This window comes from Ruegeria sp. AB11, assembly GCF_056536325.1.
Genome location: NZ_JBQFJO010000001.1, coordinates 611677 through 633430 on the forward strand (window position 1 = coordinate 611677; position 21754 = coordinate 633430).

Here is a 21754-nt window from a genome sequence, read left to right on the forward strand (position 1 = left end):
TCTCAATACCTCAACACCTGCCCGGCCTTGCTGACCACGAACTTGCGCACATCGGCGAATCCGGGCGGGTTGCGTTCGGCCAGCACCTGAAAGGGGCGCTGGGGTAGAATGATCGAGCGTTGGGTGCGTGTGGCGCCGGTCTCAGCCCCCTGCCCGCCGAACGGGTCCAGCGCAAAAACCTCGCGCTCAACGGTCGAGAACCAGCCGGCACGTTCCTCGATCACCTCTTCGCTTTCCAGCTCTTCAGTGGTCCAGGCCAGCGCCCAGTCCTGACCTTGCGGAGACTGCGCGTCCTCAAGCACCTGCCGCAGCGGGCCGGATTGTTCGGTATAGGCCGAGGAATACATCGGCCCCACATGAACACGGCGCAGATGCTTGGGATGCAGGTCGTCGAAATCCTGATCGAACCCCTTGGCGATGGTCACCAGTTTTAGCCCGCCTAAGGATTGCGCCATCAGATGCGCCTGCACCTCAGGCCAGCGGCGTTGATCTTTGGGTAGGGCAGTTTTGCCACTATCCTCCAACTGCATCAGGTAGATGACCGGCAGGTTGATCTGGCTGTCATAGACCGCCCAATGGATCAGGAAATTGCGCCGGTCGCCCTCATTCCCGATCCAGTGACACTCGGGATCGTTGCGGGCCCAAAACAGCTGACCTTTCAGCAATTCCTCGTAATAGAGTCTTTGGGACAGCGCGAATTGCAGCTTAGTGGGGATTTCCTGATCGCCAATGATCGTCCGCACCATGTCGGTTTTCAGATCATCTTCCGAGGGCATGTTCGCCAGATGCACCTGCGCCTGTTGCGCGTCATTGGCCATGGTCAGCAGCTCGGCCGCCACCGGAAACCCGCTGTCGCGCTTGTCCATGGCGAGGCTGCCAAAAAACCGCCCCGTATCGCGCCCGACCAGCAGGTATTTCATGGACAGTGCGCGGAAGGTGTAGAGCAACCCCGAGAGATACCGCGACACGATCCGCACCTCCTGCTTGCTGATCGCGCCGTCCGCCTCCATCGTCGCGGCCACGCGCAGGAGGTGGACGGTGATCACCTCGAATTTGCGGAAATAGCGACGCGAGGCGAAGGTGTCGGTCAGGCCGACATGGTCTTGGGTGGGGTTAGTCATTTTTTCTTTTTCTAAGGCTTGTGAAACCCACAACGTATAGGTGGGTTTGAGAAAAAGCCGATCCGAGTTTCCCAAAGCCTTTCACGCAAAGCGCCAACAGCCAGATGTTTGCCACCCAATACCGTACGCACAGGTAGGCGAACCCAACAGTCCATAGAGCAGCCAAGAAAAACCAAAGAACGAGGATTGGTCCTTCAGATGAGAATACAGAATTCTCAATGGCCAAGTATGCCAAATATAGTGACACAGCCATTGCCAGCGAAACGCACACAAATCTGACGAGAGGGCTTTTGAGCATTACCCACCATACAAATTCTTATCATGTTTCTCGACAATCGAGGCAAACCGGCGGGCAAAGCGTTCATCCGCCTTGGCCTTTTTCTCCAGCACGTCGCGGGCAAAGACCATGTGATCCTCATGCGCCTCAAGCATGTCGGCCATCTTCTGGTTGGTCGCGGTGCCGATGGCGGCCATGGCGGTTTGCGCCTCCTGGTCGGTCTGCACGCCGATCTCGTTGATGCGGTGGGCGACGTCCTGCTGCTGTGCGGTTTTCAGCGATTTGGTCAGAGCGTCATACAGCACCACGCGCTGCTGCGTGTCTGTCTGCAGCTTGTTGATCAGCACCATCTGCGTCGCCGCCTGGTTCTGCAGGGAATCGACCCAAGTCTTGCCCTTTTCGATATAGCGCTCCAGCGTTTGGCTTTTGGCCAGCTTGACTTGCTCTTCCTGAACCTTGGCGTTGTATTGCTTGTTCAACTCGGCCAGCTCGGTTTCCAGCTGGGTCCGCGCGGCGGCGTCCTGTTCGACGCTGATCTTGTTTTCCAACGTGATGATCGTCGGATCCATACCTTGGATCTCGGCCCGCAAGGCTTCCAGTTCGGCCACCGTCGCCTCGCGGTCATCCAAAGTGACGGTCAGGTTGTCCTCAACCTTCACACGTTGCTCTTCCAGCACCGACAATTGCCCTTCCAGCAGCTTCACGATCACGTCGGATTTGGCGATCAGGTCTTGCAGCTTGTCGTCGATATTGGCGGTGCGCATTCGCTCCTGGCGCATCGACTCGGATTTGGCCTTGGCGAATATGCCAACAAACGACTCCCATCCGGTTTTCGAGCGCATCTCATCGAAATCCTTGGAGAACGCGTTGGTGACATCATCCAAACCCATGATCAGCTCGGCAATATTGGCGTTCATGACCTCGGTATGGGCGTGCACATCCTCGAGCGTGGCATTTTCGATGTCGATATCCGCCTCGGCGGTGCCAATCTTGGCCCGAGCCGCTTCGATCCGCGAAGTCAACCTTTCGATCTGCGACTGACTTTCGCGCACTTTGGCCTGAGTTTCCTGAATCAACGCTTCAAACTGCTGGTTCGACATCTGTCCTATTCCTTTTTTTCTTATCTACCCAATAAGATAGGGGATGTTACACAGATTTACATCCCCACAAGCGGTAAAATCCCGCAGAGTTTCGCAAACTCGGACATTAAAAGATAGGTGGGACAACCCTAAGACGAACGGAAAGCCTAAGGCGCGCTTCTGGTGCAACGCATCAGGGTTGAGACGGGAACAAAAGCAACAATTGTACCCCAGAACGACAACGCCCCGCGTCTGGAGGAACGCGGGGCGTGTATTGCGATAACCCAGAGAGGAGAAGATTATCGCGACGTGATCAAAGGCGTCAGTTCACGGCTTTTGCGTCAACCACATCCTTTTCGATCGCACTAGCTGAAGAGATCTCGATCCGGCGCGGCTTAAGTGCTTCGGGCACTTCGCGCTTCAGGTCGATGTTCAGCATGCCGTTTTCATGGCTCGCACCGGTGACGCGAACGTGGTCGGCCAGGGCGAAGCGGCGCTCGAATGCGCGGGTCGCGATGCCACGATGCAGGTAGCTGCGATCCTTGTCTTCGGCGGATTTTTTGCCAGAGACAACCAACGAGTTTTCTTTTATTTCAACTGACAGATCAGCCTCAGAGAATCCGGCAACAGCGACCGAGATGCGATAGGTGTCGGCATCGGTCTTTTCAATGTTGTAAGGGGGATAGCTGGGCTGAGCCACATCGTTGGTCAGAACCCGGTCCATCATGTCTGCGATCTGATCGAAACCGATAGTGGCGCGGTGAAGCGGTGCAAAGTCAAATGTACGCATGTCGTATCCTCATCATTGAGCGATTTACGAATTTGCCCTCCGGTATGGACGGGCGGTGAGTTTCCCGGACCCCAATCGTGGCGATCCGGTAAAATTCAGATGGGAAGCGGTTGGTTCGGGTTCAAGACCCGCCGGCGCTGATGAATTTGGCACCCGAGCTGGATTTGTCTGATCCGGGCTGCAATCTGCGGATCGTGGCCGTTGGCCGGGGTGCATCACGGCGCAGGATCGCCTTCAATTCTGAAACGATTCCCGACAACTCCATTCCGTAACCGACTTTCTGACCTCCATTCGTTGAAATTGCCGAGGCAACCGACAATATCTGCCAGCGCGGCCCCTTCTTTGCCAGAATGGCCGAGCCAGACGATCCAAATGTGACGTCGCAGTTAAAGACGATCAGGCCCTGTCCACGCTGAAGAATGTGACAGGATCGCTGCCGCAGGATCGCGTCTTCCCTGCCGCGCCCATAAGATGCGACGCTGATTTCATTGTCGGTTACGCGGCCACTGTGAAGGGCAAACGGATCAGCAATAGAGTAGGGAATCGGATCTTCCAGCCGCATTAGAGCCACATCAACCCGAACCCGAGGGGCCGAGACAGGGGCGTTCGCGACAAAATCCGGGTGCGCGGCGATCTGGATAACCTTCCGCTCGGCCAGCGCTTCGCCATCGCTTAGCCCGGCGCGAAATGTCACTTCGCCAGGGGCGTATGGTTTACCAGTCGCCTTGTCCAGCGCGCAGTGGGCGGCCGTCAATACGATATCCTGAGCAATCAAGGTGCCCGTGCAAAAACCCTTATCGCCAAAATCCAGTCGGCCAACCGCTTCCCATCCGTACAGATCATCCCGGTCCGTCAGACGGCGCTTGTTTCCTGTTTGGGCCTGCGATGTGGTTGTAAGAACAGAAAAACATAAAATAATTTTGAATAATAACCGGATCATGGCTTAACGAATTTTGCTCCAAGATGTTTGGTGTTGTTGCCCAGAGACGCGTTCATGCCTCGCCCTTGGGAAAGTTCGGCCTGCAACAATTCCAGAGATTCGTTCATGTCGGTGCCCAGCGCAACGCGTTGACCCTGCATTTCAGCTTTGGCGGCGACGACTGAAACGATGCGAGGGCGTTCACCCTCAAACGAAAAAATCGGCGCACCGGACGCTCCGAAATCCACGTCACAAGACATGATCAGGATGCCCGCCTGACGGCCGATGACTGAACACACCTCTTGAAGAGACGGTGCTTCGGCCCGGTCATGGGCGTAAGAGACAACACCGACCTCTTCACCGCGCGTTGGGCGGTGTCCGGTTTCAAAAGGTATGACCGATGTGTTTCGGATCGGCTGCCAGAGCTCGATCAATGCGATATCGTGACGTACGCGTGTCGCCGATAAATCACCGACATATTTATATTCCGGATGCACCACCGTGCGCCGTGCCGGTCGATAGGCCGACGCATGCCCAAGACGCCAACCCGCCAGAAACTCGATCCGCGCAGGATCAATTCGCTGTTTCGTCACTTTATCGAACAGGCAATGCGCTGCGGTCAGAACCAGCGTTGGAGATATGAGCGATCCGGTGCAGAACCCGGTTCCATCAATATCCAGCCGGCCAACCGCCATCCATTCTCGCCCAGCGTCAGTGGTATCAAGGCTTTTAAGCCCTGAATCCTGCGCCTGCCCGGCCAAAGGCAGCAAGCTAAGCGTAATAGCCGTGATCCAGTTGCGCACACAGGTCTCCGGTCAAGTGGTCCGATCAACAGTCGTATGCTGTGGGTACGGCGAAAATAGGGCAAATGCGGTCCGTCCTGGATTCGCTCTGATCTGATGCCCGCTTGCAGCAATTGGCTAACGTAATTGCGGTATGCCGCTGGTATCACAGTGCAGCGCGCGCGGTTTGGGCCCTCCTGTGGCCCAATCCAGCAGTTCGACGGTATGGACAACGGGCGTGTCGGTTCCGGACCCGATCTGCATCATGCACCCTATGTTTCCTGCTGCGATCACATCGGGATTTCTGGCCTCAAGCGAGTTAACTTTGCGCTGTTTTAGCTGACTGGAAATTTCAGGCTGCATAAGGTTATAGGTTCCGGCGCTGCCGCAGCATAAATGACTATTAGTAGGCTCTAACACAGTGAATCCAGCGGATTTCAACAGATTTTTGGGGTGAGTAGTAACCTTTTGGCCATGCTGCAGTGAACATGCTGCATGGTAGGCAACGACCAGTTCTTTTTTGTCACTGAGTGGCAGCTCCAACTGAACCAACAGTTCGCTGATATCCATCGCCAACGCCGACACCCGCGCGGCATCTGCAGCAAGTGGGTCGTTGCGGAACATGTGACCATAGTCCTTCACCGTAGTCCCACAGCCCGATGTATTGATGACAATCGCATCTAAGCCATCGCCATCCATTTCGTGCGACCAGGCCCGGATGTTGGTGGCGGCAGAAGCGTGGCTTTCGCCCGTTTTGCCCATGTGATGAGTTAACGCTCCACAACACCCTGCCCCTTCGGCAACCACAACTTCACATCCCAAGCGTGTCAGCAGACGAATCGTGGCGTCGTTGATGTCTGTATTCAGCGCTTTTTGCGCGCACCCTGTCATCAACGCCACACGTTTGGTTCTTGAACCTTTTGGTGCAAAACTCTGGGGGTCATCATTGCGACTAACCGGTGGAATATGCTTGGGTGCCATATCCAGCATCGCTTTCAGGCGCGCATCCGGCATCAAAAACCGGAACGGGCGGCCCAGCTTTGCACCAATCAGCGCCCATCGAAAGCGCATAGGATAAGGTAAGATTTTGGCCAGTATCCAACGCAGTGCCTGATCCGAGAATGGACGTTTGTAATTGTCTTCGATGTATTCCCGCGCGTGATCGACCAGATGCATATAGTGCACACCCGAGGGACATGTGGTCATACAGGCGAGGCAGGATAAGCAGCGGTCGATGTGCTTGACGGTCTTTTCGTCCGGGACACGTTCATTCTCCAACATATCCTTGATCAGATAGATGCGTCCGCGAGGACTGTCCAACTCATCACCAAGAACCTGATAAGTGGGGCAAGTTGCAGTACAGAAACCACAATGAACGCAGTTCCGCAGAATTTCATTGGACCGCTCAATCGCGGGGTCCTGCAGCTGCTTTTCGGTAAATGTCGTCTGCATCGCCTACCCCATAAGACCCGGATTGAACACGCTACGCGGATCGAATTTCAGCCGAATTGCCTTTGTTAGAGCCTTTACCTGATGGTTCTCTGGTTGAAACCGACCAAATTCGTCCATCGTATGGGCATCTGCACGTACAAGGCTCGCATGGCCCTCGAAGGCCCCCAAGCGCGCACGCAAATCCGTGCCCTTTGGCACCAGCGCCCATATCAAACCACCACCCCAATCAAGCAAGGTTCTTCCTGGTTCGATCCGGTCCGCAATGACCGGGGCATCGCCGGGTTTCACCGACAAGCGCCAGACATCGCCTTCTAGATCATGGAACGCACGCACATCGCGCAGATCAGCCCACCGCTTGCGCGACTCCTCCAACTCGTCGCATTCGTTGCCAAGGGTTTCGCTCAATCGACTAGCCCGATAAGCGACCGAGTCGGCAAATCCCTCGATCCTCAAAAACGCCTGTCTATTCTGCGGGTCATACGCCGCGCCGCTCACTTCGTATGGGGATCTCAGGGCAGTCGACATAAGATCAACTGCGTTTCCTACATCATTGGCACTGACAGCCAAGGTGGCCTGAGTCTCTGGCTTGGGCAAAACCTTCAGCGAGACTTCTGACAAAACCCCTAATGTGCCCCATGACCCGGCCATCAGTTTCACCAAATCGTAGCCGGTAACATTTTTCATCACCCGTCCACCATTTTTGATGACTTGCCCAAGGCCATCGACATAACGGACGCCGAGCAGGAAATCCCGGCAGGCCCCGGCCTGAATTCTGCGAGACCCCGAGATGTTGGCTGCAACAACGCCACCAATCGTCGGTTCACCAGTCGTGCCCAACAAACCGCGGTGATCCATTGGCTCGAATGCCAATTGCTGACCCTCGCCATCCAGAGCCGCCTCAATTTCAGCAATAGGAGTTCCCGCACGTGCGACCAGAGTCAGCGCTCCGGGTTCATAGAGAGTAATCCCGCTCAGTCCAGCGGTGCTCAGCTCCGGTTCCGCACCGACAACGCCGCGTGTGCCACCGCCCGCAATACATACGGGTCCGTTAAGCCCAGCAACGGTTTCTGCAAGTTCAGCCTCGGTTTCAGGTCTCATTGCGTTCATCTTTTCACAAATTTCTTGAGGGTGAGGGCAAAGCCCCTATTCCGCCGCCATCCTGCGCCCTGCTGACGCCGCCAACGGGAACACTTTGGCTGGATTCAGCAGCCAGTTGGGATCAAACACATCTTTCACAGCCATCTGTGCCTCAAGATCCTGAGCCGCATATTGATGAGTCATCAGATCTCGCTTTTCGATGCCAACCCCATGCTCCCCCGTCAGGCAGCCGCCGGCATCGACGCAAAGCTTCAGGATGTCCGCCCCGAACGCCTCGCATTTCTCAAGATCACCCGGTTTGTTGGCGTCGAAAAGGATCAAAGGGTGCATGTTCCCGTCACCGGCATGAAACACGTTGCCAACAGGTAGGCCGTAGTCCTTGCTCAACTCTCCGATGCGGCGAAGCACAAAGGGCAGCGATGAGACCGGGATCGTCCCATCAAGACACATATAATCGTTGATCTGCCCCATCGCACCAAAGGCCGATTTCCGCCCCAGCCAGATACGCGCGCTTTCATCAGCGGATTTGCTTTCGCGCAGCTCAACGGGATTGTGGCGTTTGGCAATCTCGATGATCTTCGAAAGCTGGCTGTCGATCTCAGCCTCTGACCCTTCAACCTCGACGATCAGCAACGCCTCACAATCGGGATAGCCAGCATGGGCGAAATTCTCGCAGGCTCTGATACACAGGCGGTCCATAAACTCGATTGCGACGGGTAGAATGCCCGATTTGATAATGTCAGAGACACACTGGCCCGCAACTTCATTGTCATCGAACCCCATCAGAACGGGTCGTGCCCCTTCGGGTTTGCGCAAGATCCGCAGCGTTGCTTCAGTCACCACGCCCAGCTGCCCTTCGGATCCGCAAATCACACCCAGCAGGTCCAACCCACCAGCATCCAGATACGCGCCTCCAATTTCGACCACACTGCCATCCATCATCACCATGGTGACGCCCATCAGGTTGTTGGTCGTCACGCCATATTTCAGACAATGTGCTCCGCCCGAATTCATCGCGATATTCCCGGCGATGGCGCAGGCAAGTTGGGACGAAGGATCAGGGGCGTAGAAGAAATCCTCTTCTTCAACGGCTCCGGTCACACTCAAATTGGTTCGGCCGGTCTGCACCTTGATAAACCGATTGTCGTAGTCGACCTCCAACACTTCATTCATCCGAGCAACGCCTAGGATCACGCAATCCGCTGTCGGCAAAGCACCGCCGGCCAACGAGGTCCCCGCACCGCGCGGCACCACGGGCACACTCAGTTCGTGGCAAATGCGCAAAACATCGGAAACCTGCTGTGTTGTCGACGGCAGTACCGCCAACAAGGGCGGACATTTGTAAGCGGTCAACGCATCACACTCATATGCACGTGTTTCGGCCACATCGTGGATGACGGCATCCCCCGGCAGGACCTGCTGCAAACGCGCAACCAAAGCTTGCTTACGCGCCATGACATCCGGATTTGGCTTGGGCATTTCCATCGCTGACCCTCCATTTGGTAAAATTATATTACCAATTTTAGCGGCTGGCAAGTTTCTGAATCCAGCAATAGTGTCGCGGCATGACCTGGATCGACCGCGCATTGCTGTTCTCTCCGTTAGACTACGTTGCCGTACTGCTTCTGTTTGCAGCTTGGCTGGGAATTGGGTGGAGGATCGAGAATCCATCCTCTCAGAAACCGTCGGTATCGTTGATGATGGATGATTTCCGCAAGGTCTGGATGCGAGAGATGGTGACGCGCCAGCCACGTGTGTTCGATGCACAGGTGATCTCGGCCATGCGTCAGGGCAGTACGTTCTTTGCGTCAACGATCATGATTGCAATTGGCGGTGGCTTGGCGCTGCTTGGTAATACCGAGCGCTTGGCCGGAGTTGCCGAAGACCTTGCCATTGGCCGTGCGCCCGCAATGGTGTGGGAAGTCAAAATACTGATTATTCTTCTTTTTCTGTCGAACGCATTTCTGAAATTTGTCTGGTCGCATCGTTTGTTTGGATATTGCGCCATCCTGATGGCCGCGGTTCCAAACGACCCTGATCATCCGCAGGCCTATGCCCGTGCCGCTCAGGCGGGCGATATCTGCATCACGGCGGCGCGCAGTTTCAATCGCGCGTTGCGGGCAACCTACTTTGCGTTGGCATCCATTGCCTGGATTTTGGGACCAATGGCATTAATACTGAGCTCAGCCGTTACATTTGGCGTCCTCTATCGTCGCGAGTTCGCCTCGCATTCGCGAACCGTCATGATGAAAGCGCCACCAAACACAGAGTCGTGATCGCAATGCCGCGCCCGAGCGCATAGTTTGACCCTATGCGATATCTGATTCTCAGCGCCTTACTGGCCAGCCCCGCCTTCGCTGACTCTCCGACGATCGAACAGGTCTCGGCCCGTTCGAACGGTGATACCTGGCGATTCGATGTCACGATCCGTCATCCCGATACCGGATGGGATGATTATGCCGACGGCTGGCGAGTTCTGGATATGCAGGGAAACGAACTGGGGATGCGCGTGCTGCACCACCCTCATGTTGACGAGCAACCCTTTACCCGGTCTTTGGGCGGGGTGATGATCCCGGACGGGACCACGCAGGTGCAAATTCAGGCGCGCGACAATGTCGGTGGTTGGAGCGAAAACACGACAGTGGTCGATCTGAACTGACCTTCAGAACACCCCGAGGCTGAGACCTGCCGCCAGGGCCGCACCAATTTCGCGACAGTTATTCAGTTGGTCTTGAGGAATGATCTTCTCAGCCAGGATTGCCTCGGGCGTTTGCGCATGAGTGCAGATGATCAGAGGCGGTTGCACCTCTTTCAACCGCCACCCCGTTGCGATCCGTGCCATCTGTCGCGCGGCATTTTCACCATCTGATCCGGCGCAGACCATCTGCGCATAGGGTCGACCTTCGATCCTCCCCAGCACCGGATAGTAACAGCGGTCGAAAAACTCTTTCATCAGACCCGAAATCGCAGCCAGGTTCTCGGGCGCGCAGAAGATGTATCCATCAGAGGCCAGCAGGTCGTCTGGCCCGGCCTGATCGGCGGATTTCAGGATGGTGTTCGCCTCGCCTCGCGCTGCATCGGCAGCGGCTTCGGCCATCTGCCGGGCACCGCCGGTGCGCGAATGGTGGACGATCAAAAGCTGCGCCATATCAGACCCTGTGATAAGGACCGCCCGACAGGATGGTTGCGGCCCGGTAGAGTTGCTCAGCCAGCATCACACGGACCAGCATATGGGGCCAGACCATTGACCCAAAGGACAGGGAAAAATCGGCCTCGGCCCGCAGATTAGGGTCTATTCCGTCCGCTCCGCCGATGATCAGCGCCAGATCCTGTCGGCCCGCATCGCGCCATCCACCCAGTTTTTTTGCGAAATCAGGTGAGGATATCACCCGTCCGCGCTCATCCAGCGTACAGATCACCGCGCCCTTGGGCAGAGCTTTCCGCAGCAGCGCGGCCTCGGCCCCCATGCCCGCGTTTTTCTTGTCTTCGACCTCGATCACCCGCACGGGACCAAAACCCAGCGCACGGCCGGTTCGGTCGAAACGAATCAGGTAATCATCAAGCAGGGATTTCTCCGGTCCGGCGCGCAATCGCCCGACCGCAACGATGCTGATACGCATGTCTCTCTCGCCTCCGACCCCTCAATACGGGCCGGGATGGCGCCTCAATTCGCCGAGGCGCTGCCGCCCTGAGGCAGCCACATCTTTTCCAGCTGGTAGAATTCACGCACTTCGGGGCGGAAGATATGAACGACCACGTCGCCCGTATCGATCAGCACCCAGTCGCCGGCATCCTTGCCTTCGACCTTCGAGGTGAAACCGAATTCCTGCTTGATGCGATCCGTCAGCTTTTCCGCCATGGCAGAGACCTGACGGGTGGACCGACCCGAGGCAATCACCATGTGATCCGCGACAGAAGACTTACCTTGCAGGTTGATCTGCACGACGTCTTCGGCCTTGTCATCGGAAAGTGAGGAAAGGATACGTTCAAGCAGCTTATCGCTGATTGACTGAGAGTGGGCCATTACTTTGGCCCCATCATCGGCGGGCAAACCCGCCTGTGTATGTAGAGACAGGACATAGTCCTCCTTTGCAACGCGCCGCCAAATCCCCGGCGCTGGGGTACTAATAAGGTAACAAGGGGATTGCAACATTTCAATGAACGGGCTGCTTCACGCAGTGACATCGGCTCACTCTTTGGCGAGTTGTTGCGCCTCTGCGTCGTCCGGCAGCAGACGAACTTCACGTTGTGGGAAGGGTAGCGAGATGTCTTCAGCCTGGAACGCATCCCACAACGCCAGATAAACATTGCCCCGGATGTTCGTCAGCCCTTTGGTCGGATCACTAATCCAGAACCGCAGCACGTAATCCACGCTGCTGTCGCCAAATCCGGTGATGTGGCAGACGGGTTCATGGGATCCTCCACTCAGCACTCGGCCAACCGATTTGACGGCCCGTATGGCTGTTGCCCTCACCTTGTGAGGGTCGTCGCCATAGCTGGTTCCGAATTCCAGATCCAGCCGAACAAACTTGTCCGAATGCGACCAGTTCACCACCTGATTGGTAATCAAATCCTCGTTTGGGATCAGGTATTCCCGCCCATCGCGCGTGACAACCGAGACATAGCGCGCGCCCAGCGCATTGATCCAACCGAACGTATCGCCCAGCGAGATCACATCGCCCGGCTTGATCGATCGGTCCATTAGAATGATGATGCCCGAAATCAGGTTCGAGACCACTTTTTGCAGCCCGAACCCGATCCCTACACCAATCGCGCCCGACAACAGCGCAATCCCGGTCAGATCAAAGCCAAGCGTGCGGATCGCAGCCATGAACACCGCACCATAGAGCAGCACCTGAATTCCCTTGGCGAGTAACACCTGCATCGATGGCGTGATGTCATCATTGCTCTTAAGCCCGCGTTCAGCCGCGCGGGTCCCGATCCTTGCGAGCGTTAGTAGAATGCCGATCAGCAGGACGGCTTTGATGATCCCCAGCGCCGAGATATGGAGATCACCTATCGAGAGCGCCACACCGTCCAGAAAACCGGCGACATCATCCGTCAGATTCAGCGCGATTAGCGTTGCATAGACCCACATGGACCATTTGAAAATCTGCCGCAGTGTCCGGTTGCGCACCAAGCGCGATACCAACGCAATGGCCAACCAAGCCGCTGCCAGGGTCGCAAATACACCTATGATATAGCTACGCGAAGGCCACGTTGTTTGCTGCATGACCCAGTAGAGCCCCCAAGTCAGCAGTACGAAATAGACCAGCGTCAAACGCCGCATCAGTTGGATCAGAATGCGCAGCCGCCATTTCGGCCAGCCGGTACGCGCGCGCGCCCATATATCCCATCTTTTTTGCGTCAGAAGTTTCAGAAGAAACGCCAACGCCCATAGGAACAGGATGATAACCAATTGATACTGCCGCCAACCGGGCGTGACCATCAGCTCGATCAAATTTTCAATCTGTTCTGAAAAGGCCGCCGTCATATTGCCGTAAAGCTCGGACAGCGTTTCTGGTAACAGATCCTGGTTCATGCCTGTCAGCTTGGCCATCCATTTGAGGGGATGCAAGCCCCTACCCGGATTGAACCTTGATTGACGGCAAACCCCGTTATATCTGGAGCGCATGAGACTCAATGTGGCCCAAGAACAGAATCTGGAAGATCGCGCGCGGTTGCGTGAACGGTTCTTTGGGGCTGCCCGCACGGTCTTGGCCCGCCTATCGGCGGCCTAAGCCAACTCGCCAGCTATTTCTCATTACATACGGGAGAGGACCGATGTCCCCCAAAACACTCTATGACAAGATCTGGGATGCCCATGTCGCGCATGAAGCCGATGATGGCACCTGCCTGCTGTATATCGACCGCCATCTGGTTCACGAAGTGACCAGCCCACAGGCGTTCGAAGGTCTGCGCATGGCGGGCCGCAAAGTGCGCGCCCCGGAAAAAACCATCGCCGTGCCGGACCACAACGTTCCGACCACTCCGGACCGCGTGAACGGGATCGAAAACCCGGAATCACGCATTCAGGTCGAGGCACTGGACAAGAACGCCAAGGATTTTGGTATTCACTACTACCCGGTGAATGATGTTCGTCAGGGCATCGTGCACATCGTTGGCCCGGAACAGGGTTGGACCCTACCCGGTATGACCGTTGTCTGCGGCGACAGTCACACGGCGACTCATGGCGCATTCGGCGCTCTGGCCCACGGTATCGGTACGTCTGAGGTTGAGCACGTTCTGGCCACGCAGACCCTGATCCAGAAGAAATCCAAAAACATGAAGGTCGAGATCACCGGCAAATTGCAGCCGGGCGTGACCGCCAAAGACATCACTCTCGCCGTAATTGGCAAGACTGGTACTGCTGGCGGCACCGGATATGTCATCGAATATTGCGGCGAAGCGATCCGCGATCTGTCGATGGAAGGGCGTATGACCGTCTGCAACATGGCGATCGAAGGCGGCGCGCGCGCTGGCCTGATCGCACCGGATGAAACCACCTTTGAATATGTCAAAGGCCGCCCGCATGCCCCCAAAGGTGCACAGTGGGAAGCCGCGATGGACTGGTGGAAAACGCTTTATACCGACGAGGGCGCGCATTTCGACAAAGTCATCACGCTGCGTGGTGAAGATATCGCACCAGTCGTCACTTGGGGCACCAGCCCCGAGGATGTGCTGCCGATCACTGCATCCGTACCGCATCCCGAAGATTTCGAAGGCGGTAAAGTCGACGCGGCCCGCCGTTCGATCGAGTACATGGGTCTGGAAGCCGGACAAAAGCTGAGCGACGTTGAAATCGACACTGTTTTCATCGGCTCTTGCACCAACGGTCGGATCGAAGACCTGCGCGCTGCGGCGGAAATCCTGAAAGGCAAGAAGATCAAGGACGGCATGCGCGCCATGGTCGTACCAGGCTCGGGTTTAGTGCGTGCACAGGCCGAAGAAGAAGGTTTGGCCGAAATCTTCAAAGATGCCGGGTTCGAATGGCGTCTGGCGGGATGCTCAATGTGTCTGGCGATGAACCCCGACCAGCTGCAGCCGGGTGAGCGTTGTGCAGCGACCTCGAACCGCAACTTTGAAGGCCGTCAGGGCCGTGGTGGACGCACCCATCTGCTGAGCCCGGCAATGGCTGCCGCAGCGGCAATCACTGGACGGCTGACAGACGTCCGTGAAATGATGTAAGACTCTCTCATATCTAGATATTTGATGGAGAGACTAACATGAGTGATTGGGTCAAATGGCTACTGCTGGGACTTTTGTCCATAGCATTCGGTGTGTTCGTATTGGGCGCGCCGGTCGTGGCGTCCGTTGCCGTAACAGTAGTAACCGGTGTGTTGCTGCTGATCGCAGGCGGATTGCAGATCGTTGGTGGCTTCACGGTTGAAGGCACTGGCAACAAGATTCTGTCACTCATCATGGGTGCGGTCATGCTGTTCCTGGGCTGGTCCTTTCTGGATCATCCACTACAGGGCACGCTGACGCTCGCGACTGTGGTGCTGATCCTGTTCATGGCAGGCGGCATCGCGCGGATCATCCTGTCGTTCCAAATGAAGGGAACACAGTTTTTCTGGCCCACGATGATCTCGGGCATCTTGTCGATCATCCTCGCAGGCATCATCTGGAGCTATGTGGGGCAAGAGCCGCAGGCGTTGCTGAGCATACTGGGGATCTTCCTAGGCATTGAGATGCTGTTCAACGGGTTCGGATTGGTCTTCATGGCGTTCTTCGTCAAGAACGCACCCAAGGGCGAAACAACAGAAGCGAAAGAAGCTTAAACGCGGGGCATGGGCGCGGCCCTCTCCCGCAGGAGTGTAGAAATGGAAAAGTTCGAAAAAGTCCACGGGGTGGCCGCCCCAATGCCGTTGATCAATATCGACACCGATATGATCATTCCCAAAGTGCACTTGAAAACCATCAAGCGGTCCGGCCTTGGCGTCGTGCTGTTTGACGAGATGCGTTATCACGACCACGGCGGCGAGAACGAAGAATTCGTGCTGAACAAACCCGCCTATCGCCAAACCGAGATTCTGGTGGCGGGCGATAATTTTGGCTGCGGCTCATCCCGTGAACATGCACCTTGGGCGATCAAGGATTTCGGCATCAAGGTCGTGATCTCGACCAGTTTCGCCGACATCTTCTTCAACAACTGCTTCAAGAACGGCATCCTGCCCATCGTGGTGGAAGAGGAACATCACGCGATTCTGATGGATGACGCGCATAAGGGCGAGAATGCTCGTATGACCGTGCATCTGGAAGATCAGCAGATCACCACATCGGATGGTGTGGTCATCGAATTCGACATCGACCCACACCGCAAACACTGCCTGCTGAACGGTCTGGACGATATTGGTCTGACGATGGAAAAGGACCATCACATCGACAAGTTCGAGGATCACGCAAGCCAAGCCCGTCCCTGGGTATGATTCCGGGGACGAATCTGTTGATACTCAACCTAATGGGGTCGCAAGCGCGGCCCCGTTCGCATTCTTGGGGTTAAATCGCCCCAATCCACTACATCTAGGTATCATTTTGAGATACACGTCGGATTTGCGTCAAAATTGATGCAATCCCGCACCAGTTGCGCCATCATTTTGCCCGAAACTCAGTGTTTTCTGCTCTCTGACTTGAGCGAATTACCGCTTATCAGCCAAGGTGGCACCTAACAGGTTGCCGCCAGTGAACGAGTGGCGCGCGCAAGTTGGACGACAAGTCGACTTAGAATCGACGGCTCCGGTTTGGAAAGGGTTCGGATTGTGATTGCACGCACGACGGGCGCGGCGATACGTGGATTATTGGTGGCACTAATGGTGCTAACCCCCGCGTTATACCTGCCCACATCGACGTCTAACGGGACTGAGATTATCGTCTTTCTGGCGATCCTTGCGTTTATTCTAACATTCTCTGAATATAATTCGGCCTTCCCCAGCTTTATCGAATTCCGTGACGCCCCGCCGGTAAACAGGTTGCGTTTTGTTGGCCTGATGTCGATGGTCACCTTTTTAACGCTGATCTGTAAGAATGCTTATGCCCCCACGGATCTTACGGGCGTATTCTATTCTATTGGCTTGATGGTCGCGAATGTGGTGGACTTTCCCTATTCGCCTGTTCGGCTCGTGGTTCTTGTGCTTCCCGGAAACGCCAGCGCACCACTTATTGAGCTTGTCAGTATATCAGCCAGCATCGCCTATGTCGCGGCTTTGGTCACCATCGCGAGCTTTGCCTACGCCGTAAAACTCAGAGGATGGCCAACAGGAAATGGCGCGTTCAACGTTTGGACCAATCTGCCTTTGTTTGACCCGACCAAGGGTGGAGATGTTGTTGCCCGATTGCAGCGCGATGGGCGGCTGAACATCGCAATTGGGGCGTTGCTGCCCTTCCTCATCCCTGCCCTGATCAAGCTGATGGCTGCATTCATTACTCCGATAGCGCTTGGCAATCCGCAGACGTTGATCTGGACCCTTTGCGCATGGGCCTTCCTACCGGCCAGCATGATCATGCGAGGCATGGCGACCCTGCGCATTGCTGGCCTGATCGTTGAAAAACGCCGCGCATACTCAACTTCCGAGTCTACTCAAATCGCATGATCCGCCTACTGGTTCTGTTGCTGCTGCCGTTTGCGGCACATGCAGAGACGTTGCGCATCGCAAGTTACAATACTGAACTTAGTCGCAAGGGACCTGGCCTGTTACTGCGCGACATCCGGCGGGAAGATCCACAGGTTACGGCGGTTATTGAGGTGTTGGTAACAACCCGCCCAGACATCGTTGCACTGCAAGGGCTCGATTGGGATCTGGACGGGCTTGCGCTCGACGCTCTGGTTGATGCACTGGAAGGCCACGGCTTGAATTATCCCAACAGCTATTTCGAACAACCCAATTCGGGGCTCGAAACCGTTGAAGATCTAGATGGGGACGGAAAAACTGGTGGTCCTGGCGACGCACAGGGATGGGGGCGCTTCACGGGCCAAAGCGGCCTAGCAGTCTTATCCCGCTATCCCATCGCAGCCAGAGAGGTCCAGTCCTATACCGAGATGCTTTGGAACGAACTTCCCGGTGCCCGGTTACCAAAAATAAACGGAAATCCATTTCCCTCGCCTCAGGCACAAGCGATTCAGAGGCTGTCATCCACATCACATTGGGTCGTCCCGATCGACACCCCTGTTGGTCGTATCAATTTGATGACATTTCACGCCAGCCCCCCTGTCTTTGATGGTCCCGAAGATCGCAACGGGTTACGCAACCGGGATGAAGTTCGATTCTGGTCGCTACTGCTGGACGGTAAATTGGGGCCTACTCCTTCAGATCGGTTCGTCATCGCAGGCGATGCCAATCTGGACCCGCACAACGGCGAAGGGCACAAGGCTGCAATCAACGATCTTCTTGCCGACCCTCTGATCCAAGACCCTGTGCCATTGGACCCTGCCGGATCGGCCGCAACAGTTCAGTGGACAGGGGTAGGCGAAATGAGAGTGGATTACGTATTGCCCTCATCCGATTGGCACGTGCACGATGCAGGTATTTACTGGCCTGAGACCGAAGCCCGAGCTTCGGCAGAAGCAGCAAGCCGTCACCGGCTTGTCTGGGTCGATCTCATCAACCAATAGGCGCCTGCGGTCATGATCGCAAAGCTGCACCGGTTCGTTGCGCCGCATCAGAGACTTTAGGTTTTGGGATCGCATTTCTAAGCGCCTCGTTCGGTTCAGTCAGCGAAAATCCCGGCAGCAATTCGTTAAAGAAACTTCCATCCAGACGATGCGGTGTATCCCATAGGTAGCGCATTTCAAGCAGATGTGGGGCTAGACGCCAGAAGGGGCGGGCCAACTGCAACGGCCACCACGCCATCTGCTTAAGCGCAATGTCTTGCCCAGTCATCTGTGACAACATCTGTGCCATTTCATTGCCGGTCAGAGTGTAACCTGCAAAGGGAACATCACAGAATCGCGGCAGCTCGCCGCGTATGTCTGCCAGGGCCACGGCGGATCGGGTCAGATCGGGCAAGTAGGCCCAAGAATGCTGGATGTCGGGATTGCCCGGGTACACAAAGCGACCGCGCTGCAAGTGTTTGATCATGATCTGATCGAACCAGTTGCCCGAGGCCGTGGTGTCGATGAAGTCACCTGCGCGCAACATAATTGTCCGCACGGATGAAGCGCGATATGCCTCTTCCATTTCGATGCGGATGCGCCCCAGCGGATTGCGTGCAAGATGGGGTGTTTCACTGGACCAAGGTCCAGGCGTATCCGCGCCGAAGACATAAACGTTGCCGGGCACAATCACTGTCAAATCATGTTCAGATGCCACATCTATTACCTGTCGATGCAATTCAGGGACTTGCTTCGCCCAATCGGGATACAGCGGGTTCCATGCGTTCACGATAACGTCTGCCCCGCGTGCCGCCGAGTGTAGATTGTCGCTGCGTCGATCAAACCGGCGCACGCCCCAACCCGCGTTGGAAAAAGCCTGTGCAGCATTGCGACCAAAGCGGCCACTGGCCCCGAGAATAAGTGCTGTTTGTGACATCGGTCCCTCCATTCAACACCAATCTATTCATTCATCAGTATTTGGAAATTGCCAAAAACCGCAGATTATGTATTCGTTTTTGAATGGCAAATTCTCTTCAACTTTCTGACTGGTCCTTGATCCAAAGTTTTCTCGCTGTTGCGGAAACGGGCTCATTATCCGCGGCCGCGAAGCGACTTGGGCGCAGCCAGCCAACGCTGGGGCGTCAGGTGCATGCGCTGGAAGAAGAACTGGGCGTGTCGCTGTTTGACCGCCACGCGCGTGGGTTGACGCTCAGCGAGGTGGGGCAGCAGGTGCTGCCGATGGCACAGCAAATGTACAGCGCGGTCAATGCGCTTGGTTTGACGGCGGCCGGGCAGGCGCAGCAGCTGGAGGGCTCGGTCAGGATTACCGCCTCGGTCTTTGTCTCGCACCATTTACTGCCACCGATAATCGCCGCGATTCGTCAAGCTGAACCGGCTATTCAGCTTGATCTGGTCGCCTCGGATGCCAGCGAGAATCTATTGTTTCGCGAAGCCGACATCGCCGTGCGCATGTACCGCCCCAAACAAGTCGACATCGTGGCAAAACATATCGGCGAGGTGCCGTTATGTTTCTGCGCCTCACGGTCCTATCTGGACCGCGCAGGACGGCCAGCAACACCGACAGAGTTGATGCAGCACGACCTTGTGGGGTTTGACACCAACGAAGACATCATCACCGCCATGCGGAACAAGGGCTGGCCCGCCAGCCGGGACAGCTTTGCGACGCGCTGCGATAACCAGACGGCATATTGGGAACTGATCCGCGCAGGATGTGGGATCGGGTTCAGCCAGCTCAGCATCGTGCTGGCTGATCCAGAGGTCGAGGTGTGGGACATTGATGTCGAGATACCGGTGCTGCCGGTCTGGCTGGCCGCCCCTCAGGCGATGCGACAGACCCCGCGCATCCGCAGGGTCTGGGATCTGTTGGCCGAAGGGTTGAAGGCGCGGCTGTAAAGCCGCCTACAGCGCGCCAGTATAGGTGCCGCGCGCAGGATAGTTATTGGCCAAGGTAAATTTCAAACCGCCGACGATGTCGGACATAGTCGGTCGCGCAAAGGGCGTTGTCTGCTGCCAGACGTAATAGAGAGTCTGATCAGGCTTGATATAGAAGTGCCCCGGTTCGGCGAATAACGCTGGCTCGGCACTACCTTCACGAGCCACGGAGATGTTCAGACCCCAGACATCCCGTGCATCCGCCATGGACAGGCCGTACCCAACACGCAGCTTCGAGACCCCGGCTTTCTCAACCGTCTCAACTGCACGTTCACCTGTATCCGTAGTGATCATGATCACCTCGACCCCCAGTTCGGCGAAATCACCCAGCGCAGCTTCGACCTCGCCCATCTGGCGAATGCAGATCGGACAGTGCAGGCCGCGATACTGAATCACCAGCGTTCCATTTTCGCCCGCGTCACGCTCAAGATCAAAGGTGCCATGGCCTACAGTTTCGATTTTTAGCGATGGGGCCGGATTTCCGGGTGTCAGCATGTGGTTTCCTCGTGATTTGACGGGTTCGTCTCATTGACCCGATGCGCCGCAAACGCTAGGGCCTGTGCGACAAAACGCAAGGAGACTGTCGATGTCCAACCCCTCGCTCCTCATCCTGCCCGGAGACGGAATTGGCCCGGAAGTTATGGCCGAAGTGCGCAAAATCATCGATTGGTTCGGTGCCAATCGCGGTCTTCAATTTGACGTGAGCGAGGATCTGGTTGGCGGCGCTGCCTATGACGCACACGGGAAGCCCCTGTCGGATGAGACTATGGCCAAGGCGCAAGAGGTCGATGCCGTTCTGCTGGGTGCTGTTGGTGGCCCTAAGTATGACGATCTGGACTTCAGCCTGAAGCCCGAACGCGGCCTGCTGCGTTTGCGCAAAGAAATGGACTTGTATTCCAACCTGCGCCCCGCTCAATGCTTTGACGCGCTGGCGGATTTCTCGTCGCTGAAGAAAGATGTGGTAGCAGGCCTCGACATCATGATCGTGCGCGAGCTGACCTCGGGCGTTTATTTCGGCGAGCCGCGCGGCATTTTCGAGGAAGGCAATGAACGCGTTGGCATCAACACCCAGCGTTACACCGAATCCGAGATCGAGCGCGCTGCTCGCTCGGCATTCGAGCTGGCGATGCGCCGGAACAAGAAACTGTGCTCGATGGAAAAAGCCAATGTAATGGAGTCGGGCATCCTTTGGCGCGAAGTCGTAACCCGCGTGGGCCAAGAATACCCCGAGGTCGAGCTGTCGCATATGTATGCCGACAACGGCGCGATGCAGCTGGTGCGCGCGCCCAAGCAGTTTGACGTGATCGTCACCGACAACCTGTTCGGCGATGTGCTGTCCGATTGCGCCGCGATGCTGACCGGGTCTTTGGGCATGCTGCCGTCCGCCTCACTTGGCGCACCGATGGCCAATGGTCGCCCCAAGGCGATGTACGAACCGGTACATGGATCCGCCCCCGATATCACGGGTCAGGGCAAAGCCAATCCGATCGCGTGTATCCTCAGCTTCGCCATGGCGCTGCGCTACAGCTTCGATCAGGGCGACGAAGCAGGTCGCCTGGAAGCCGCGATTGAAAAGGTTCTGGCCGATGGAGTTCGCACGGCAGATCTGCTGGCAGAAGAAGGTGTTCAGCCGGTATCGACCAGCGAAATGGGTGATGCAATTTTGGCGGCACTCGACGAAAGCGTCTGATCTTA

At 56.3% G+C, this 21754-nt stretch carries 24 protein-coding genes; 10 read left to right on the forward strand and 14 right to left on the reverse strand.

The genetic code is table 11. The features are described 5' to 3' along the window. Positions 1-2: 2 nt before the first annotated feature. The 8 genes from ACR3EJ_RS03225 to ACR3EJ_RS03260 all read right to left on the reverse strand — a co-directional run bounded on the left by ACR3EJ_RS03225 (position 3) and on the right by ACR3EJ_RS03260 (position 9003). Positions 3-1121, reverse strand: coding sequence for a hypothetical protein (locus tag ACR3EJ_RS03225; protein WP_170546772.1), 1119 nt, complete (start codon positions 1119-1121; stop codon positions 3-5). A 297-nt stretch (positions 1122-1418) separates the two neighbouring features. After that, positions 1419-2498: a coiled-coil domain-containing protein gene (locus ACR3EJ_RS03230; RefSeq protein WP_170546775.1), complete on the reverse strand. Its 1080-nt coding sequence runs from the start codon at positions 2496-2498 to the stop codon at positions 1419-1421. A 301-nt stretch (positions 2499-2799) separates the two neighbouring features. After that, positions 2800-3267 (reverse strand): Hsp20 family protein, encoded by a 468-nt coding sequence (locus ACR3EJ_RS03235; RefSeq protein WP_170546777.1) that lies wholly within the window; start codon positions 3265-3267, stop codon positions 2800-2802. Between the two features lie 121 nt (positions 3268-3388). Continuing rightward, complete coding sequence (locus ACR3EJ_RS03240) at positions 3389-4207, reverse strand: trypsin-like serine protease (protein WP_170546780.1); 819 nt, start codon at positions 4205-4207, stop codon at positions 3389-3391. Continuing rightward, positions 4204-4989: a trypsin-like peptidase domain-containing protein gene (locus tag ACR3EJ_RS03245; RefSeq protein WP_170546783.1), complete on the reverse strand. Its 786-nt coding sequence runs from the start codon at positions 4987-4989 to the stop codon at positions 4204-4206. The genes ACR3EJ_RS03240 and ACR3EJ_RS03245 overlap by 4 nt, the downstream gene beginning before the upstream one ends. 117 nt (positions 4990-5106) lie before the next feature. Next, positions 5107-6420: a glycolate oxidase subunit GlcF gene (gene glcF / locus ACR3EJ_RS03250; RefSeq protein WP_170546788.1), complete on the reverse strand. Its 1314-nt coding sequence runs from the start codon at positions 6418-6420 to the stop codon at positions 5107-5109. A 3-nt stretch (positions 6421-6423) separates the two neighbouring features. Next, on the reverse strand, positions 6424-7518 hold the full coding sequence (locus tag ACR3EJ_RS03255) for an FAD-binding protein (RefSeq protein WP_170546791.1): 1095 nt from the start codon (positions 7516-7518) through the stop codon (positions 6424-6426). 45 nt (positions 7519-7563) lie between these two features. Beyond that, complete coding sequence (locus ACR3EJ_RS03260) at positions 7564-9003, reverse strand: FAD-linked oxidase C-terminal domain-containing protein (RefSeq protein WP_170546794.1); 1440 nt, start codon at positions 9001-9003, stop codon at positions 7564-7566. 80 nt (positions 9004-9083) lie between these two features. Between ACR3EJ_RS03260 and ACR3EJ_RS03265 the strand changes: the two genes are divergently transcribed. Beyond that, positions 9084-9794, forward strand: coding sequence for a DUF599 domain-containing protein (locus ACR3EJ_RS03265; RefSeq protein ID WP_170546798.1), 711 nt, complete (start codon positions 9084-9086; stop codon positions 9792-9794). Positions 9795-9829: 35 nt separating this feature from the next. Further along, the gene (locus tag ACR3EJ_RS03270) at positions 9830-10177 is read left to right on the forward strand and encodes a hypothetical protein (protein ID WP_170546801.1); all 348 of its coding nucleotides are present in this window, start codon (positions 9830-9832) and stop codon (positions 10175-10177) included. A 3-nt stretch (positions 10178-10180) separates the two neighbouring features. Here ACR3EJ_RS03270 and ACR3EJ_RS03275 read toward each other — a convergent pair whose 3' ends face one another. The 4 genes from ACR3EJ_RS03275 to ACR3EJ_RS03290 form a co-directional block, all read right to left on the reverse strand. Beyond that, positions 10181-10666: a flavodoxin family protein gene (locus ACR3EJ_RS03275; protein WP_170546805.1), complete on the reverse strand. Its 486-nt coding sequence runs from the start codon at positions 10664-10666 to the stop codon at positions 10181-10183. 1 nt (position 10667) lies between these two features. Continuing rightward, entirely contained in the window at positions 10668-11138 is a 471-nt protein-coding gene (rlmH, locus tag ACR3EJ_RS03280; RefSeq protein WP_170546808.1) for a 23S rRNA (pseudouridine(1915)-N(3))-methyltransferase RlmH, read from the reverse strand. Positions 11139-11182: 44 nt separating this feature from the next. Beyond that, positions 11183-11542, reverse strand: coding sequence for a ribosome silencing factor (gene rsfS, locus ACR3EJ_RS03285; RefSeq protein ID WP_039541351.1), 360 nt, complete (start codon positions 11540-11542; stop codon positions 11183-11185). Positions 11543-11707: 165 nt separating this feature from the next. Beyond that, a complete protein-coding gene (locus ACR3EJ_RS03290; protein WP_375543895.1) occupies positions 11708-13060 on the reverse strand; it encodes a mechanosensitive ion channel family protein in 1353 nt (450 codons plus the stop codon). 103 nt (positions 13061-13163) lie between these two features. On the opposite strand from ACR3EJ_RS03290, the gene ACR3EJ_RS03295 reads away from it, so the two are divergent. The 6 genes from ACR3EJ_RS03295 (at position 13164) to ACR3EJ_RS03320 (ending at position 18127) form a co-directional block, all read left to right on the forward strand. Further along, positions 13164-13259 (forward strand): isopropylmalate isomerase, encoded by a 96-nt coding sequence (locus ACR3EJ_RS03295; RefSeq protein WP_260023663.1) that lies wholly within the window; start codon positions 13164-13166, stop codon positions 13257-13259. A gap of 43 nt (positions 13260-13302) precedes the next feature. Beyond that, on the forward strand, positions 13303-14706 hold the full coding sequence (gene leuC / locus ACR3EJ_RS03300) for a 3-isopropylmalate dehydratase large subunit (protein WP_170546810.1): 1404 nt from the start codon (positions 13303-13305) through the stop codon (positions 14704-14706). Positions 14707-14744: 38 nt separating this feature from the next. After that, complete coding sequence (locus ACR3EJ_RS03305) at positions 14745-15299, forward strand: HdeD family acid-resistance protein (protein ID WP_170546813.1); 555 nt, start codon at positions 14745-14747, stop codon at positions 15297-15299. A 42-nt stretch (positions 15300-15341) separates the two neighbouring features. Then, positions 15342-15947, forward strand: coding sequence for a 3-isopropylmalate dehydratase small subunit (gene leuD / locus ACR3EJ_RS03310; RefSeq protein WP_010438759.1), 606 nt, complete (start codon positions 15342-15344; stop codon positions 15945-15947). Positions 15948-16328: 381 nt separating this feature from the next. Next, on the forward strand, positions 16329-17108 hold the full coding sequence (locus ACR3EJ_RS03315) for a hypothetical protein (protein ID WP_480422654.1): 780 nt from the start codon (positions 16329-16331) through the stop codon (positions 17106-17108). Beyond that, the gene (locus ACR3EJ_RS03320) at positions 17105-18127 is read left to right on the forward strand and encodes an endonuclease/exonuclease/phosphatase family protein (RefSeq protein ID WP_170546819.1); all 1023 of its coding nucleotides are present in this window, start codon (positions 17105-17107) and stop codon (positions 18125-18127) included. Before ACR3EJ_RS03315 ends, ACR3EJ_RS03320 begins: the two co-directional genes overlap by 4 nt. A gap of 10 nt (positions 18128-18137) precedes the next feature. On the opposite strand, the gene ACR3EJ_RS03325 is transcribed toward ACR3EJ_RS03320, so the two are convergent. Then, positions 18138-19043, reverse strand: a complete 906-nt coding sequence (locus ACR3EJ_RS03325) for a Rossmann-fold NAD(P)-binding domain-containing protein (RefSeq protein WP_170546822.1) — start codon at positions 19041-19043, stop codon at positions 18138-18140. An 83-nt stretch (positions 19044-19126) separates the two neighbouring features. On the opposite strand from ACR3EJ_RS03325, the gene ACR3EJ_RS03330 reads away from it, so the two are divergent. Beyond that, entirely contained in the window at positions 19127-20020 is an 894-nt protein-coding gene (locus tag ACR3EJ_RS03330) for a LysR family transcriptional regulator (protein WP_170546826.1), read from the forward strand. A gap of 6 nt (positions 20021-20026) precedes the next feature. On the opposite strand, the gene ACR3EJ_RS03335 is transcribed toward ACR3EJ_RS03330, so the two are convergent. Beyond that, positions 20027-20554 (reverse strand): redoxin domain-containing protein, encoded by a 528-nt coding sequence (locus ACR3EJ_RS03335; RefSeq protein WP_170546829.1) that lies wholly within the window; start codon positions 20552-20554, stop codon positions 20027-20029. 91 nt (positions 20555-20645) lie between these two features. Here ACR3EJ_RS03335 and leuB point away from each other — a divergent pair, with 91 nt between their 5' ends. Then, a complete protein-coding gene (leuB, locus tag ACR3EJ_RS03340) occupies positions 20646-21749 on the forward strand; it encodes a 3-isopropylmalate dehydrogenase (RefSeq protein WP_010438745.1) in 1104 nt (367 codons plus the stop codon). The last annotated feature ends 5 nt before the right edge of the window (positions 21750-21754 follow it).

Coding starts and splice junctions, on each gene's coding strand:
- ACR3EJ_RS03225 (WP_170546772.1), bottom strand. CDS start 1,121: ATGACTAACCCCACCCAAGACCATGTCGGCCTGACCGACACCTTCGCC.
- ACR3EJ_RS03230 (WP_170546775.1), bottom strand. CDS start 2,498: ATGTCGAACCAGCAGTTTGAAGCGTTGATTCAGGAAACTCAGGCCAAA.
- ACR3EJ_RS03235 (WP_170546777.1), bottom strand. CDS start 3,267: ATGCGTACATTTGACTTTGCACCGCTTCACCGCGCCACTATCGGTTTC.
- ACR3EJ_RS03240 (WP_170546780.1), bottom strand. CDS start 4,207: ATGATCCGGTTATTATTCAAAATTATTTTATGTTTTTCTGTTCTTACA.
- glcF (WP_170546788.1), bottom strand. CDS start 6,420: ATGCAGACGACATTTACCGAAAAGCAGCTGCAGGACCCCGCGATTGAG.
- ACR3EJ_RS03255 (WP_170546791.1), bottom strand. CDS start 7,518: ATGAGACCTGAAACCGAGGCTGAACTTGCAGAAACCGTTGCTGGGCTT.
- ACR3EJ_RS03260 (WP_170546794.1), bottom strand. CDS start 9,003: ATGGAAATGCCCAAGCCAAATCCGGATGTCATGGCGCGTAAGCAAGCT.
- ACR3EJ_RS03265 (WP_170546798.1), top strand. CDS start 9,084: ATGACCTGGATCGACCGCGCATTGCTGTTCTCTCCGTTAGACTACGTT.
- ACR3EJ_RS03270 (WP_170546801.1), top strand. CDS start 9,830: ATGCGATATCTGATTCTCAGCGCCTTACTGGCCAGCCCCGCCTTCGCT.
- ACR3EJ_RS03275 (WP_170546805.1), bottom strand. CDS start 10,666: ATGGCGCAGCTTTTGATCGTCCACCATTCGCGCACCGGCGGTGCCCGG.
- rlmH (WP_170546808.1), bottom strand. CDS start 11,138: ATGCGTATCAGCATCGTTGCGGTCGGGCGATTGCGCGCCGGACCGGAG.
- rsfS (WP_039541351.1), bottom strand. CDS start 11,542: ATGGCCCACTCTCAGTCAATCAGCGATAAGCTGCTTGAACGTATCCTT.
- ACR3EJ_RS03290 (WP_375543895.1), bottom strand. CDS start 13,060: ATGAACCAGGATCTGTTACCAGAAACGCTGTCCGAGCTTTACGGCAAT.
- leuC (WP_170546810.1), top strand. CDS start 13,303: ATGTCCCCCAAAACACTCTATGACAAGATCTGGGATGCCCATGTCGCG.
- ACR3EJ_RS03305 (WP_170546813.1), top strand. CDS start 14,745: ATGAGTGATTGGGTCAAATGGCTACTGCTGGGACTTTTGTCCATAGCA.
- leuD (WP_010438759.1), top strand. CDS start 15,342: ATGGAAAAGTTCGAAAAAGTCCACGGGGTGGCCGCCCCAATGCCGTTG.
- ACR3EJ_RS03315 (WP_480422654.1), top strand. CDS start 16,329: ATGGTGCTAACCCCCGCGTTATACCTGCCCACATCGACGTCTAACGGG.
- ACR3EJ_RS03320 (WP_170546819.1), top strand. CDS start 17,105: ATGATCCGCCTACTGGTTCTGTTGCTGCTGCCGTTTGCGGCACATGCA.
- ACR3EJ_RS03325 (WP_170546822.1), bottom strand. CDS start 19,043: ATGTCACAAACAGCACTTATTCTCGGGGCCAGTGGCCGCTTTGGTCGC.
- ACR3EJ_RS03330 (WP_170546826.1), top strand. CDS start 19,127: ATGGCAAATTCTCTTCAACTTTCTGACTGGTCCTTGATCCAAAGTTTT.
- ACR3EJ_RS03335 (WP_170546829.1), bottom strand. CDS start 20,554: ATGCTGACACCCGGAAATCCGGCCCCATCGCTAAAAATCGAAACTGTA.
- leuB (WP_010438745.1), top strand. CDS start 20,646: ATGTCCAACCCCTCGCTCCTCATCCTGCCCGGAGACGGAATTGGCCCG.